The organism is Aeromonas sp. CU5, from assembly GCF_002586745.1.
In the GTDB taxonomy this organism is placed as follows: domain Bacteria; phylum Pseudomonadota; class Gammaproteobacteria; order Enterobacterales; family Aeromonadaceae; genus Aeromonas; species Aeromonas sobria.
Genome location: NZ_CP023817.1, coordinates 1,502,807 through 1,517,919 on the forward strand (window position 1 = coordinate 1,502,807; position 15,113 = coordinate 1,517,919).

The 15,113-nt window shown below is 56.0% G+C and carries 15 protein-coding genes; 9 read left to right on the plus strand and 6 right to left on the minus strand.

Annotation, left to right across the window (positions count from 1 at the left end; translation table 11 throughout):
- The first annotated feature begins 8 nt into the window (after positions 1-8).
- Positions 9-1,454 carry a bifunctional 2-methylcitrate dehydratase/aconitate hydratase gene (locus CK911_RS06680; RefSeq protein ID WP_098969410.1) on the plus strand — a complete coding sequence of 482 codons (1,446 nt, stop codon included), beginning with the start codon at positions 9-11 and terminating at the stop codon, positions 1,452-1,454.
- 87 nt (positions 1,455-1,541) lie between these two features.
- Here CK911_RS06680 and CK911_RS06685 read toward each other — a convergent pair whose 3' ends face one another.
- Entirely contained in the window at positions 1,542-2,270 is a 729-nt protein-coding gene (locus CK911_RS06685) for a hypothetical protein (RefSeq protein WP_068978594.1), read from the minus strand.
- A gap of 259 nt (positions 2,271-2,529) precedes the next feature.
- Between CK911_RS06685 and CK911_RS06690 the strand changes: the two genes are divergently transcribed.
- Both CK911_RS06690 and CK911_RS06695 read left to right on the plus strand, forming a co-directional pair.
- Positions 2,530-2,865, plus strand: a complete 336-nt coding sequence (locus CK911_RS06690) for a polyhydroxyalkanoic acid system family protein (RefSeq protein WP_162511951.1) — start codon at positions 2,530-2,532, stop codon at positions 2,863-2,865.
- Between the two features lie 250 nt (positions 2,866-3,115).
- A complete protein-coding gene (locus tag CK911_RS06695) occupies positions 3,116-4,546 on the plus strand; it encodes a wax ester/triacylglycerol synthase family O-acyltransferase (protein ID WP_098969411.1) in 1,431 nt (476 codons plus the stop codon).
- A gap of 81 nt (positions 4,547-4,627) precedes the next feature.
- On the opposite strand, the gene CK911_RS06700 is transcribed toward CK911_RS06695, so the two are convergent.
- The 4 genes from CK911_RS06700 to CK911_RS06715 all read right to left on the minus strand — a co-directional run bounded on the left by CK911_RS06700 (position 4,628) and on the right by CK911_RS06715 (position 7,936).
- Complete coding sequence (locus tag CK911_RS06700; RefSeq protein WP_068978596.1) at positions 4,628-5,419, minus strand: hypothetical protein; 792 nt, start codon at positions 5,417-5,419, stop codon at positions 4,628-4,630.
- A gap of 25 nt (positions 5,420-5,444) precedes the next feature.
- On the minus strand, positions 5,445-6,086 hold the full coding sequence (locus CK911_RS06705) for a TetR/AcrR family transcriptional regulator (protein WP_098969412.1): 642 nt from the start codon (positions 6,084-6,086) through the stop codon (positions 5,445-5,447).
- 1 nt (position 6,087) lies between these two features.
- The gene (locus CK911_RS06710) at positions 6,088-7,275 is read right to left on the minus strand and encodes a patatin-like phospholipase family protein (RefSeq protein ID WP_098969413.1); all 1,188 of its coding nucleotides are present in this window, start codon (positions 7,273-7,275) and stop codon (positions 6,088-6,090) included.
- An 82-nt stretch (positions 7,276-7,357) separates the two neighbouring features.
- The gene (locus CK911_RS06715) at positions 7,358-7,936 is read right to left on the minus strand and encodes a phasin family protein (protein ID WP_098969414.1); all 579 of its coding nucleotides are present in this window, start codon (positions 7,934-7,936) and stop codon (positions 7,358-7,360) included.
- A gap of 251 nt (positions 7,937-8,187) precedes the next feature.
- Between CK911_RS06715 and CK911_RS06720 the strand changes: the two genes are divergently transcribed.
- A complete protein-coding gene (locus tag CK911_RS06720; RefSeq protein ID WP_098969415.1) occupies positions 8,188-10,161 on the plus strand; it encodes an SDR family oxidoreductase in 1,974 nt (657 codons plus the stop codon).
- A 67-nt stretch (positions 10,162-10,228) separates the two neighbouring features.
- Here CK911_RS06720 and CK911_RS06725 read toward each other — a convergent pair whose 3' ends face one another.
- Positions 10,229-11,104: a triacylglycerol lipase gene (locus tag CK911_RS06725; protein WP_068978601.1), complete on the minus strand. Its 876-nt coding sequence runs from the start codon at positions 11,102-11,104 to the stop codon at positions 10,229-10,231.
- A 167-nt stretch (positions 11,105-11,271) separates the two neighbouring features.
- Here CK911_RS06725 and CK911_RS06730 point away from each other — a divergent pair, with 167 nt between their 5' ends.
- The 5 genes from CK911_RS06730 (at position 11,272) to CK911_RS06750 (ending at position 15,109) form a co-directional block, all read left to right on the plus strand.
- The gene (locus tag CK911_RS06730; RefSeq protein ID WP_042023440.1) at positions 11,272-11,577 is read left to right on the plus strand and encodes a YebG family protein; all 306 of its coding nucleotides are present in this window, start codon (positions 11,272-11,274) and stop codon (positions 11,575-11,577) included.
- Positions 11,578-11,963: 386 nt separating this feature from the next.
- Positions 11,964-13,211: a tyrosine-type recombinase/integrase gene (locus CK911_RS06735; RefSeq protein WP_172954092.1), complete on the plus strand. Its 1,248-nt coding sequence runs from the start codon at positions 11,964-11,966 to the stop codon at positions 13,209-13,211.
- Between the two features lie 261 nt (positions 13,212-13,472).
- On the plus strand, positions 13,473-13,808 hold the full coding sequence (locus CK911_RS06740; protein WP_052443858.1) for a hypothetical protein: 336 nt from the start codon (positions 13,473-13,475) through the stop codon (positions 13,806-13,808).
- 240 nt (positions 13,809-14,048) lie between these two features.
- Positions 14,049-14,387 (plus strand): hypothetical protein, encoded by a 339-nt coding sequence (locus tag CK911_RS06745; protein WP_098969417.1) that lies wholly within the window; start codon positions 14,049-14,051, stop codon positions 14,385-14,387.
- Between the two features lie 359 nt (positions 14,388-14,746).
- Entirely contained in the window at positions 14,747-15,109 is a 363-nt protein-coding gene (locus CK911_RS06750; protein ID WP_098969418.1) for a hypothetical protein, read from the plus strand.
- Positions 15,110-15,113 lie beyond the last annotated feature (4 nt).

Below are 15,113 nucleotides of genomic sequence, written 5' to 3' on the forward strand. Positions count from 1 at the left end.
AAATCACGATGTCCGCCAACGTCGACGTCAACCACAGACCCGAGCCCGATCAGGTGCTGGTCGATATTGCCGATTATGTCTGCAACCACCCCATGACCAGCGAGGCGGCCCTCGATACCGCCCGCTACTGCCTGATGGACACGCTAGGCTGTGGCCTCTTGGCTCTGCGCTTCCCAGAGTGCACCAAGCACCTTGGCCCCATCGTACCGGGCACCGTCGTGCCTTTTGGTGCCCGGGTGCCCGGTACCCAGCTCTGCCTCGACCCAGTCAAGGCGGCCTGGGATATCGGCGCCATCATCCGCTGGCTCGATTACAACGACACCTGGCTGGCCGCCGAGTGGGGCCACCCCTCCGACAATCTGGGCGGCATTCTGGCCACCGCCGACTGGCTCTCCCGTACTCGTGTGGCTGAGGGCAAGGCGCCGCTCACCATGGCCGAAGTGCTGGTGGCCATGGTCAAAGCCCACGAAATTCAGGGTGTGCTGGCGCTGGAGAACTCCTTCAACCGGGTTGGCCTCGATCACGTGGTGCTGGTCAAAGTCGCCAGTACCGCCGTGGTGACTCATATGCTGGGGGGAACCCGCGATCAGGTGATCGATGCGGTCTCCCAAGCCTGGGTCGATGGCCAGAGCCTGCGTACCTACCGCCATGCCCCCAATGCGGGTTCCCGCAAGAGCTGGGCGGCGGGGGATGCCACCTCCCGCGCGGTGCGCCTCGCCCTTATCACTATGAGCGGCGAGATGGGGTATCCCGGCGTGCTGAGCGCGCCAAAATGGGGTTTCTACGACGTGCTGTTCAAGGGCAACCAGTTTGCTCTGCATCAGGGGTACGGCAGCTATGTGATGGAGAACGTGCTGTTCAAGATCGCCTATCCCGCCGAGTTCCACGCCCAAACCGCCGTGGAGTGCGCCATGAAGCTGCACGGTCAGGTGCAGGGACGACTGGACGAGATTGACCGCATCGAGCTCACCACCCATGAGTCGGCCATTCGCATCATCAGCAAGGTGGGGGCCCTCAACAACCCGGCCGATCGGGATCACTGCCTGCAGTACATGGTGGCGGTGCCGCTGATCTTCGGTCGCCTTATCGCCGAGGATTACGAGGACGATGTAGCCGCCGATCCCCGTATCGACGGGCTGCGCGACAAGATGGTGGTGCAGGAGGACAAACGCTACAGCCGCGAATATCTGGAGGCGGACAAACGATCCATTGCCAACGCCATCCAGATCTTCTTCAAGGACGGCACTCATACTGCCAAGGTCGAGGTGGAGTACCCGGTCGGCCATCGTCGCCGTCGGGAGGAGGGGATCCCGCTGCTGGTGGAAAAATTCCAGCACAATCTGGCGACTCGCTTCCCGGCCAAACGGGTCCGCGACATCCTCGCCCTCTGTCAGGACGGGCCGCGCCTTACCGCCACCCCGGTACACGCCTTTATGGATCTGCTGGTAATCTGACCGATATCTACCGGCAAGCAGTTATAAACGAAAAGCGGGCCCATCGGCCCGCTTTGTTATTCTGGCGGTTTATCCCTCACCGCAACACTACGCCAGCACACTGCTGTCGCCGTTAAAGAGCGCCGTCATGATCGCCGTCTCACGACTGGCGATGGTCTCGAGAAACTCGTTGGCACGCCCCATCTGATGGCAGACCCGATAACCCCGCTCGACAAAGGAGAAGAGCTCGCCAAGCCCCGCCAGATGGGCGGGCCCTGACACCAGCTTGAGGGTCGCACCAAGCAGCGGTTTTCTCGCCAGCCTGTCCAGCGTCATGCCAAGTTCATTCACCAGGGTGATCTGCTGTTCGCGACGGGCCATCTCGCCCACGGCACGATAGGCAATGACGTAGTGTTCGGCACTGATCGGATTGATACCACCAATGCGGCGCAATGCCACCACCATCAGGTAGTCCAGCTCCTCGGAGAGGGCATCAAGCTCGATCGCCTGCGCCAGCACCTTGAGGCCGGACTCCGGCAACAGCCGCTCGGCGGTCGGCATCACCCGCATCACATCTGCATCGCGGCGGGCACAATCCCCTGGGCCATAGAGATCGGTCAGGAAAAAGGCGGCGGCGGGGCCGTAGCGGTCACTCTCCAGCAGATCGCGATGGGTACGCCCCAACCTGTCGGCCTGCCATTGGCGCAGCCGATCCCGATCCTGCTGATCTTCCGGGTGGGCACGCATCTGTTCGCGCAAGGCGGCAACCCGCGTGAGTTGGCGATAGAGCCGACCCAGGGTGCTATCGTCGTCGTGGGCATGTTCTTGATGCGTCATCTACAGCTCTCTGGCCTTGGGCCCATTGATTGGGATTTGGTGGTATGAAGATACAAGTGAATGAAAAACAAGCAGCTTTTACTGAACGTTCCATCACAAGTGTAGCGCGCAAGGGGGAGGGAATAAATGCCTGGCCCCGTAGACGGCCTTCATCCCTGTCTACTCTGTTAAGTGAGTCCCATTTATGGGAACACCCCTTTCACTTGTGGTGAACATGTGTTTAATATCAATAAATATCTTATGGCCCAGAGTATTCACCATGTTTCTATATGACTCACTCGCTGGTAGCAGCGGACTCTCCACCATTCAGGTCAACCGTCAACATCCTCTGGGTCTTGCCGCTGCACGCCTTGCCGCAGAAGCCATCGCTCAGGATATGAGCGAAAGCTACCAGCTCGATTGTGAATGGGCAGATGAAGAGGAGACCGAATTGCGGTTTCGTGGCTCAGGGGTACATGGCACCCTCACCCTGGACGATGAGACCCTGAAACTGGAAGTACATCTCGGCTTGATGCTGCTACCGGTGCGTAGCGTGCTGGAGCAGGAGATCCTCGATTATGTCAGCAACCGGCTACCTTGCCCTCATCGTGCGTGAAACCATCAGGGGTACACCTGAAATAGCCGGATTTGCAGGCAAGTCAGCCTGATAATATATCCGTTCACTTGCCTTGCGTGGCTATTTAATAGGCAGTTAATGAACAGGGTATTTTATTTTCGGTCATTCTATTTTCATATTTCGAGTCGGTAGTTGCTGTTGTTATGTTCACTCCCTGAATGCTCTCACCGGATATGAGTGGCATCTGTGATTGGCCGCCTCGCTAAATTCATGTTGTAGGGAAACAACCATGCCACTAAGTGAATTTATCTCCTGCGTTGACACTGCTTGGTTACGCATGGACAGACCTAATAATCTGATGCAGATTATTGGCGTCTTGATGTTCGAAGGCCAACTGGATGAGCCGCGCCTGCGGGACGGATTGTGCCATACCATGTCGGTACAACCTCGCTTTCAGCAACGCGCCATGCTTGAAGGGGGGTCGTACTACTGGCGCCATGACCCTGACTTCGATCTCGACCAACATCTCAAACGGGTGATCCTGCCGGGCAAAGCGGGCAAGCTTGAACTGGAAAAGCTGGTGGCCGATCTCGCCTCCACCCCCCTTAACCACCAGCGCCCCTTGTGGGACATGCATCTTACTGACACCTCCCTCGGCGGGCAGGCGCTGGTGGTGCGGATCCACCACGCCATGGGCGACGGTTTCTCGCTGGTTCGGGCCATTCTGACCATGATGGATAACACCCCGCAAGGTTCGCCACGCCCCCAACCATCAGCGCAGCAGGATGAGTCAGCGCAAGAAGAGGAGGAGATGCCACACGGGGGCAGCAGGTTAGTGCGAGCAGGTCTCAAGTTGACCGGCAACCTCTGGTCCAGATATGTCGATGTGGTTACCCATCCCACCAAGGCCATGGATTACCTCAAGATCGGGCGAGATGTCGCCAGCGAGCTGTGCCACATTGCCACCCTCAACGATGACTCCCCATGCCGCTTGCGGGGAAAAACCGCCAGCACCAAGCGGGTTGCCTGGTCGGAACAGATTGCGTTGCCAGACATCAAAGCCGTGGGCAAAGTGCTGGGTTGCTCGGTCAACGATCTGTTGATCGCCGCCACCGCCGGTGCTTTTCGCCACTACTTGCAGGAGAAGGGGGATGACGCGGACAAGGTAGAGATCCGGGCGCTGGTGCCAGTCAATATGCGGGCCCCAGACGATGATGGCGCCCTTGGCAATCGGTTCGGGCTGGTGGCCCTGGATCTGCCGCTCGATATTGAACATCCGTTGCAACGCCTCTATGCCGTGCGTGACCGCATGTTGGCACTGCGCACCTCGCTACAGCCTATCGTAGTGCTCAATCTGCTGCAGGTGCTGGGGATGGCGCCAAAGGCGTTACAACAACAAGCTGTCGAGCTGCTCTCGGCCAAAGCCAGTTCGGTGATCACCAATGTGCCCGGCCCGCAGCAGACACTCTATCTGGCCGGCGCGCGGCTGCGCCAACCGCTGTTTTGGGTACCCCAAGCCGGGGATATCGGTGTGGGGGTCTCCATACTCTCTTACGACCATACCGTACAGCTGGGTCTGATCACCGACAAGAAGCTGGTGCCGGACCCCGACCAGGTGGTGGCACGTTTTGCGGTAGAATTTGAACAGCTGCTGTTACTGGCGTTGATGGAGCCAGCACTGCACTGTGACCCGCGCGAGCTCGATGCGCTACTGGGCTGATCCACCGCAGATTCATTTCCTGCCATAACGAAAGAGGCCAACCTGCAGGTTGGCCTCACTCTTTATCGGCAGAGCAAGGGATCACTCATCCTCAAGCTCATCACACGCGGCAGCCACATCGAGGCGCTCCATCGCATCCACCGGCTGGCACTCGGCGGCTTCGGCATAGAGCGCCTCAGCGGCTTTCAGGCGACTCTTGCCGTGCAGCATCACCTGGGCATTGGCGTACTCCATACGAGCAATAGCAGAATCGGGGATCAACGCCAGCGCTACCTTGAAGTGGCGCTCTGACTCCTCTTTTTTGGCACCATAAGTAATGCCGCCAATCATGGCCCCCAGTTTGTCGACTATCTCGGCGTGCCAGGCACCGAAGGCGATATGGGCTTCGGCATGATCCGGTTCCAGCGCCAGCGCCTTTTCCAGACTGCTCTTGATCTTGTCGCCAATCCCTTGTGACAGCGCTTTGGTGATAGAGATCACCTGACTGTAGCGACCGAGTGCCAGGGCGTGGAAATACCAGGCGTTGGCATTGTCGGGCTGGCGCTTTTGCAGCTGCTCGGCGTGATTGGCGGCCCGCTCGAAGGCGGCGCGCTTGGCATACTTGTCATCCAGCAGGTAACTGGCATGGATCACCAGCGCCTTGTTTGCCACGTTGAGCCCTTCGTCACCAGCAGCTTCACCCAGCGCCACCGCCTGGGCAAAATCCCCGGCGTGATAGGCCCGCCAGGCATCCTGTACCTGTTCATCCTCAGGCCAGGGTTCCGCATCCCCCTGATGGAGGCGCTCCCAGTGATCCGCCAGCTTTTGGCCGGCATAGTCATAAGCCGCATCCGCGTAGGGGAAGGGGACAAATTCGAGTTGTGAAGTAGTCATGCTTGTTCTCCCTGTAGCATGTGAATCAAACCTTATCGGTGTAGTGGTGGGCGAGGGCGCCCAGATGAGCGCGGGCATCAGCCCGCAGAAAGGGTGCGACCAGCTGCATCACCTGGAAGACGCCGAGGGCGATATCGGCGTCCGCCTTGGGGTGCAGTGCCCGCTGGTAAGAGATCCAGAATGTGCCCACCAGCGCCACATTGGCCGCCAGTGAACGCATCTGTTGTGCCGACCCGTCCATCAGCCCGGCCATTTGCAAATGCTGGCAGATGGCCGCAGCCGTGTGCTCCTTGCGGCGCAGCAGAGCGGAAAAGCGCTGCTCCACCAGATGGTAGCCATTCATCAGAGTCGAGATATCGTAATAGAAGAAACGGTACTGCCAGATGGCTTCAAACATCAGGTGCAGGAAGAGCCAGATATCTTCCGCTTCATCGGTGGGGGTACTGACTGCATCCAGCAGGCGAGCCATCTGCTGTTCGAACTCAGCGAACAGCGCATTGACGATCTCCTCCTTGTTATGAAAGTGGTAATAGAGATTGCCCTGGCTTATCTCCATCTCGGCGGCAATGGCCGAGGTGGTAACGGTTGGTTCCCCTTGTCGATTGAAGCAGGCGAGGGCAGTGGTCAGGATCCGCTCCCGGGTACGGCGTTTGGGCTTGCGATCCATGCTACTCCTTGACTAATGAACGACGCACACCGTGGCGATAACGCTTGGCAAGCCAGTGTTGCAGCTGTTCCAGTGACTTGTCCAGCGCGGCGACCGAACCGCTGCTGGGGGCCAGCAAGGTTCGTTCTTTATCTTCCAGTGCAGCCAGATTGAGCTCCAGGCCATGTTTGGCCAGCACGGGTGCCAGTACCTCGCGTCGCTCCCAGAGGTCACTGCGTGTGCGCTGGAATGCGTGTTCACAGAGACGGCGACGATCCCGATAACTGAACACATTGGTAAAAAACATCTCGCTATCGGCCCCCGAGGGTTCAAACAGCAGCGCATCGGCATCGGGGTATTCATGGCGGTAACGATCCATCCCCACATGCATGCGGGAGTGGATCATGGCGCGAAAGGTCTGGGCCAGCACCACCGGCAGCCCGCTGTCGACCAGATTGGTAGGCTCCCCGGGGATCATGCTGGCATCAAAAGGCACCAGTGGATTGATGCACAAGACCAGATCTGCCCCCTCCTGCAGTGCGACCGAGGCGTGCAGGGTCTTGATCAGCGCCCCGTCCACATAGTAGCGACCATTGATCAGGGAAGGGGGAAACAATCCGGGCAACGCCGCAGACGCCTGTACCGCCGCCGAAATGGGAACATCATCCAGCCCCGGGCTGCCAAAGGCCACCGCATGGCCAGTATTGAGCTCAGTGGCGACGACGAACAAACGGCCAGCTAGCTGGCGAAAATCATTGCTGCGGCCCGGGCGAGAAAAAAACTGGGTCAGGATCCGATCCACCCCGTGGTTGTCAAACAACCCGGTCGGGATCGCCTTGGAGAGCCCCTGCAGCGACTCGAACAGCCGATGCTTCCAAGGGGCAGAGAGGTAATGGCCAAGGCTCTGCCAGGCCAGCGGCGGGATGGAGCTCAGCCGGTCGGCATATTCGCCAAAAGCAGGTCGCAGTAAGGTGGCAGGATCGAATATCTCACCGGAGTCATCACTGAGCAGGATCCGCACCAGCTTGTCGGCTGAAATGCCATTGGCCAGTGCCGATGCCACCACGGCCCCCGAACTGACTCCCACGTAGATGTCTGCATGTTCAAGACGCAACCCCTTGATGCTGTCTGAGAGGGCAGCACAGGCACCTATCTCGTAGATGCCGCCCAGCGGGCCGCCTCCGGCCAGGGCAATTGCGATCGTACTCATAGTGCCACCTCGCTATAAATGGAAAAACCGGCCCAGCTAAGGGCATGGGCCGGTATCAATCACCATCTGGCAGGATCAGAGATCAGGGGAGAACGCTTTCCGCTTTCGCCTTCACCTCTTTGACGGCATCCTCGGCGGCAGAGAGCAGATCCGCAGCCTGTTCGACCACCGCCTCTTTAGCCTGGGCGACCGGAGCCTTCTTTACCGGTGCCTTTCTGACGGCAGGTTTCTTGGCAGCAGCCGGTTTTGCTTCGGCGGTCGCGGCAGGGGCCGCATCGTCCTCGGCATCCAGTAACTGCTGTACCACCTCGGTCAATTCCGCCATGCGCTTGGAAAGCTTGTCGATATCTTTGCGGGTCGGGATGCCGAGGCTGGCAACCGCACGCGCTACGCGCTCTTCGAATACCTGCTCGAGGCGACCCCAGGTCCCGGCGGTTTTGTCGGTCACTGCGGCAATTTTCTCGTCAGCACTCTGACGGGTTTTGGCCTGTAAGGCTTCCCCTTCTTGCACCAGCGCTTCAAAAATTTTGCCACCCTCTTCCTGCGCTTTGGCATAGGCGCCCAAGCCAGCCAACCATATCTGCTGAGTGGACTCCTTGATGGTGGAGGTGAGTTGGTTGTCGGTCACCGAACTTGCCAGTGCCTTGAGTTTTTTAGCCATGATGATCTTCTCCTTGAATAACGATGGTTAACCGTAATGGCGACAACGACAACGTGCAGTCCGGTTGTGGCATTACTGATTTTTCAATTTCAGTCTAGGGACAAAAAATAGAGGGTTCTACCTAATAACGAAACTGTAAATTAACCGAACTTAGGGATAGCTCACGAACTGGTTATTGAATTGCAGATTTCCATATGAATCGTGATATATCTAACGGTAAGTAATAGCCAAATCAGTAGCGGAACGATGACATGAACTATTTCATTACAGGTGGTAGTGGTTTTATAGGCCACAGATTGATTAAAAAAATACTGGATGCGTCACTCGACAACAAAGTCTATTTCTTGATGCGTTCATCCCATCAAGAAAAACTGACCGACCTGTTTGCCTTCTGGCAAGTAGATGAACAACGAGCCATCCCGGTATTTGGTGACATCACGCTACCACTATTGGGCATATCAACCGAGCAGCTGGCGCAGCTCAGTGGCCGTATCGATCACTTTTTCCATCTGGCTGCCATTTATGATCTCAATGCCAAAGAGGGGATCCAGCAGCAGGTCAATATCGAGGGAACCCGCCAGGCGGTGCAACTTGCCGATCGTCTGGGCGCCGGGCACTTCCATCACTGCAGCTCCATCGCCGCAGCAGGACTGTTCGATGGCCTGTTTCGGGAAGACATGTTTGAGGAGGCCGAACACCTCGAGCTGCCCTATTTCCAGACCAAACACGAATCAGAAGGGATTGTGCGCAACGAATGCACCATCCCCTGGCGGATCTACCGCCCCGGCATTGTGGTCGGCGACTCTAATACTGGCGAGATGGACAAGATCGACGGCCCTTATTACTTCTTTAAAACCATCCAGAAGTTGCGCCGTCTGTTGCCGCCCTGGATGCCTGCCATCGGTGTAGAGGGGGGCCGCATCAATATCGTACCGGTCAACTTCGTGGTAGACGCCATGGTCTACATCGCCCACCAGCAAGGCGAGGATCGCAAAACATTTCACCTGACGGATCCCAACCCGATGCGGGTCGGCGACATGCTGAGCACCTTTGCCCGTGCGGCCCACGCGCCCGAACCCGCCATTCGCATTAATGCCTCTTTGTTTAACTTCATCCCCCGTCATCTGAGCGCCATGTTGATGACCATGGCACCGATACGCCGGATCCGCGATGCCGCTATTGCCGATCTGGGGCTGCCCAAAGATATGTTCCGCCTCATCAGCTATCCCACCCGTTTCGATAGTCGCGAAACCCAGCGGGTATTGAAAGGCTCTGGCATTGAGGTACCCCCATTGCACAGCTATGCCTGGCGTTTGTGGGATTACTGGGAGCGTCATCTCGATCCCGAACTCTTTATCGACCGCTCCCTGCGCGGGCGGGTCGAAGGCAAGGTGGTATTAGTCACTGGTGCCACCTCGGGGATTGGTCGCGCCACTGCACGCAAGTTGGCAGGGGCGGGAGCGACCGTGGTGACCATTGCCCGCGATGAGCAAAAAATTGCCGAAACCCGCGCCGAGTTTGCCGAGTTGGGCCTCGCCATCGAGGTCTATCAGGGGGATCTTGCCGATCTGGCCGAGGGGGAGGCGATTACCAGGCAAATTGTCGAGGATCACGGTGGGGTCGATATTCTGATCAACAATGCCGGTCGTTCCATTCGTCGTTCCATTGAAGACTCGTTCGAGCGTTTTCACGATCTGGAGCGCACCATGCAACTGAACTACTTCGGGGCGCTCAAGGTGATCATGGGCGTGCTGCCCACCATGATTGAGAAGAAAAAAGGCCACATCATCAACATCTCCTCCATCGGGGTGTTGACCAATGCGCCGCGCTTCTCTGCCTATGTGGCCTCCAAGTCTGCTCTCGATGCCTGGGTGCGCACCGCCGCGTCAGAGTTTGCCGACAGAGGGGTTAGCTTTTCCATCATCAATATGCCACTGGTGAAAACGCCGATGGTCGCGCCCACCAAAGAATATGACCAAGTGCCGATGATGACACCGGAAGAGGCAGCCGATCTGGTGTGCGATACCATCATCAACAAGCATGTTCGATTGGCGACGCGCCTTGGGGTATTCGGTCAGGTGATCCATGCGCTGGCACCGCGTGTTGCCCAGGTGATCATGAACACCAGTTTTCGCACATTTTCCGACCCGAAAGATGGGGATAAATCCAAAGCAGCCGCCGATAAGATTGCCGTGTCTACCTTGATCAAGGGGATCCATTTCTAACCGATTGGCAATTCATCCACAAAAAAAGGGGGCCTGAATCATCAGGCCCCTTTTTTATATCCGGCTATCAGGCGCGAGCCAGCAGACGTAACAACAGGTCGGTGGTACGTCGCGAATAGAGCAGCGAGAGATGGCCAATGGCAGGTAACTCAAGGTCTTCCATACCTGCCAGCCGTTGCCGCTCTTGGGGCATCACCACATTGTCATGACTGGTGCGCACCGAGATCCCGGGTACACAAAGAGGCACCGAGGAAAAACGCTGCAGCCAGCCAGAGCCGGGCTCCATTTCCCGGGCATTGGCCCCCAGCCCCAGTGCGGCAAGCTGGCTCCCCTGATGGGGGGTTGCCAGGGTAATAAGGCGCGCGACCTTGTCACCACCATGGACCGCCAGATAGTCGCGGCAGACCAACCCGCCCATGCTGTGACCGACCAGCACCAATTTGTCAGCCCCGGTCTGCGCCAGCACATCGTCAATCCGGGTGGCCAGCAACGGCACCATCTCATCGATATGGCCAAACGGTGGCATCAGGGTAATGGTGGCCACCACATGGCCAGCCGCTTCAAGTCTGGCACGCTGAGTGCGCCAGATCCCCCTGCTGCAGCCATAACCGTGCACCAGCAACACCGGCCGCTGACAGGCTGGCAACCGATCAGATGCCATCAACAGCGGCTCAAAAGGGAGTAACCAGGTAAAGGTGTAGAGGTAGGCGAGCATCTCTTGCGCCATCATCTTCACTCTCGCCCAAGTGCCGATGGCCGGGGAGGGGTAGAAGCGGGTAAACAGCCAGCTGCCCAGCACCACCAGACAGCGCAACGCCAGCAGGGCGAACACCACCATTAACAGGGTAAGCGGCCAAGAGAGGCTCATAACAAGATGGGCGATGCTCCCCAGAAGCAGCACCTCCACCATCAGTAAAATAAACAGGTGTCGTACGATAGTCATGGGTCAATGATCCGACCAGTCAGGCGTGGATGTCAAATGGCACTTTCCTATATCTTGAGCTAACCCGCGTTTATCCATGGTATCCACAGGCCATGTTCGATACGTGGATTTGCAATACTGTATATCCATACATATACTCTATTCACCATTACCAAGAGGAGGCTATCATGGCTGTCGAGATCAAATATGTGGTTGTTCGTGGGGGAGTAGAGAAGATGACCTTTGCCAGCAAAAAAGAGGCCGATGCCTACGACAAGCTGCTGGATACCGCCGATGAACTGATGACCCTGCTCGCCGGTGCACCGATTGAACTGGCACCAGAGCAGCAAGAAAGTCTGGCGTTCTATCTGGCGGAACAACGTGACGTGCTGCAAACCCTGTTGCGTGGCGGTAAGGTGCAAGCAGCCAGTCCAGAAGAAGAGCAGACGCCGGCAGCAAAGCGCAAAGAGAAACCGCTCAAACAGGTCGCCTGATTGCACAGACCTGCTATTTCTCGGGATAAACAGCTCAAGCCATTCAATTAATTTGCATTTAAAATCATTTTCACGGCTATTTACCCCGAGAAATTTTTAACAACGGTGCATATACAATGCATAACTGAATAGTGCGCAGTGACTAGCTACATCAGCCGATCCAACGAGCAAACAACTGCGAGGTTGTCGGCCAGGCCGCTCGCGGAGACCTCAATCAGCAACAGCAACAGCAACAGCAAGGGACAGTACAGACACCAACAGAAGCCGTATTCATGCATCACGGCTTAGGTCCTATTCTATCGTCTCTGCTCACAGACCCACACCAATTCACATCATCACCAACAAGCAACACCATGACTCAACACGCTTTATCCTTGCCGCCAGCCATGCCGCTATTTGATAGCCTGATCTATCTGGAAGCTGGCAACCCGCAAGTCAATCAGTACCTTGTAAACCTCAGCCTCAACGATGTGCCCGATGCCGGACTGGTTTACGAACTGGCGGTCGATTGGCTGCTGGAACAGCGCAACAGTGAAAACAACTACAAAACCTATCGCAGTGAGCTGACCACCTTTTTGCACTGGTGCTTTTGCGAGGCTGCCATCAACCCCAAGGATCTGACCCGCCGCATCATGATGCGCTATCTCGACTACTGTCAGTCCCCGCCAGAATCGCTGATCGCCTATCGCAACGTGGCGCAGTTCGTCCTCGACAAGGAGTGGGGGGAGCGGTTACCCAATGCGCAGTGGCGCCCGTTTCTGGGCAAACGGGAACTGGGGCGAACCTTGCCCTATCGCCTCAGTGAACAGGCCATGAAGACCAAACTCGCCATTTTGTCCGCCTTCTTCCAGTTCCTGATCCAGGAGGAGTACATGGACAGGAACCCCGCCTTGTTACTACAGCGAGTCAAGCGGCCACAACAGCAAGAGGCCGATGATCAAGTTCAATGCTTCAGCGAGTTGCAGTGGTCCTACGTGATCCAGGCGGCCGACACCCTGGCCCGCGAGCATCCCGAGCAGCACGAACGCAGCCGCTTTCTCACCATCCTGATGTATGCCTGTTATCTACGGATCTCGGAGGTCGCAGCCAGGCCAGGTTTCACTCCGGTGATGGGGCAGTTTCGCCGGGATCGCAAAACCGGTGTGTGGGGCTACTTCATTCCACAAAGCAAAGGGGGAAAGCGGCGTACCGTGGCGGTCTCCCAAGCGCTGCTGGCTGCGCTTGAACGCTATCGTTGCTTCCTCGGCCTTGCTCCTCTGCCGACGCCGGATGAACAGACCCCTCTGTTCGTTCGCCACAAAGCAGCAGCCCATGGCCGTGAGCAGGGCGAACTCAATGCAAATCTGGGCATTCGTCAGTTACGAGACCTGATCATGATGATCATTGGCAAGGGCGCAGATCTGGCAGAGCGGGATGGATTTACCCAGGATGGGGCTGAAATGCGGCAACTATCACCCCACGCCATTCGCCATACCGGGATCACCCACGATATCAATCTGCATGGGCGACCACTATCACACGTACAAGCCGATGCCGGACATGACAGCATCGACACCACCTCTAAATATCTGCACACCAGTAACAGCGAACGGCATGAGAGTGCCCAACAAAAACCGCTCGACCGGCTGGGGTAGTAGTGAGAGATAACGATATTGAGCAATGCAAGGTTGTGAGTCTTTATCCTGTTCTTTGTTGTTTGTTTTTAAAACAACAGATGATTCATTAAGGTCTCATTCAAGCTGGCGCTGCTATTTTGTACTTCTCTGGGGTGGCAAGCGGTTCAGGGAATAACGAAGCGGTAAGGGACGAGTGCATTGCCATTAGCAGGATACACATCCATCCCGCAGCAGAGAAAACAAACAATTAAATAGCTTGCTGAAAAATCGAGAAACCCTATGCCGCTAGATATCATCAAAAAAACCTACAAACTGGTCGGACAAACCGATCTGATAGCGCAATTTACCCTGATCCCCTCGGGCACCTTGAATATCTGGTTTCCTGAAACCGGATTGCAGATGGAAGCGCCCTACAATCAGCTTCGCTTTGAAAATGACACCCTGCTTTATACCAATGGCATGCACTACAGCCAGGCGAGGGCATTCTGGTCATTGACACTCAAGGGTACCGATATGAGTGAACTGAAAAAACTGATCATCGAGATCTGTACTCAGTCCCGACCATTGCACCACTCGACCCCCATGCCCAAACGTAAGCGCTGGTTGGCAGCCTGATTGTATTGATCACATTCAACAAAGCTCTGCATCGCAAGATGCAGGGCTTTCATTCCGTGGTTGTACCATCAACGCCGACATAAATAGGAGTAAAGCACCGGCAACGGAAAGATTCTGATTGTGCCAACTGTGGTGATAACACTTTAATAACATTGATATTTATAGTTACCATGCCCTTGCATATCAAGCTACCATTGATGATGTTTATGTCAGTATTTACCTCGATACCAAGGAGCAGGTATGCAAGTCGCGGTGGTGGAAAAAACATTCAGGATCGTCGGTGAAGAAACTCTGGTAGCCCAGTTCACCTTTATCTCTTCAGGAACCCTGCATATCTGGTTTCCAAATGTGGGTCTGCAAATGGAAGCGCACTGCAAACAACTACGTATCGAAGAGGGCACCATCATCTACACCAATGGCCTCCAGCACGGCCAGCCCAGAGCGCTTTGGTCCTTGACTCTCCACCCCGAGGACATGAATGAACTCAAGCGCATCTTGCAGCAATTTAACAACAGCCTCTATTTAACCTGCCAACCACCCACATTAGCCATCGCCAAACGTGCCTTAAGCATGAATTGACCCACAAACTGTCGGAGCAGGGCACAGGCTGCTTCAGCCTTCGGTTGCACTTTATCCAGCATCCGCGCGGTCATTTTGTCGAAGTGGGGTAGGGGATTGAACCCTAACGGATGTTTCCAGAGGTAGTGCAGACCCTTGACAGCAGGCCCGCTTTGTCGCCGTCTCCTTGGCATCAAAGCACGGAATCGCCTTTAACAAGGCACTTTGCTTGGCCAGCCAGGCCATCTGGCGCAAATCAGTCAGTGACCAAATTGAACGACTGATAGATAGATAGATAGTCGATCACCATTTTGGTGCCGATAAAGCTAGTTATCGGCATAGCGTTTTGATACTTCTTTCTATGGACTATGGAGAATTTTATGCACCGTGAACCTTCCGCTGTTGGTGTGTTAGAAGATAACTTTCGATCTGTCTTTTTCAGTAGCAGGCCCCAAACAGAAGCGGATGCACTAGCAATGCACATGCAGCTTAAACAGCTCGTGGAGCAGTTGTTGCAACATGGCTGTGAGCTTCCCAGCTTCAATCTGGAGCCAAATTTCCAGAGCATTGTTGATGATCCTTGTCCTGTGCATACGATGAAACAAGCAATACAGCAGGCTTACAAGCCCGTTTATGATGTGTTGTCGGCAAAGATGGTTCAGCAAGGCCAGAAAGATTGGCATGACACAATGGAGCTTGCTCGAAGATATGATCAGGCGCAGCTTGCCAAGCAAAAAGCTTGATTCA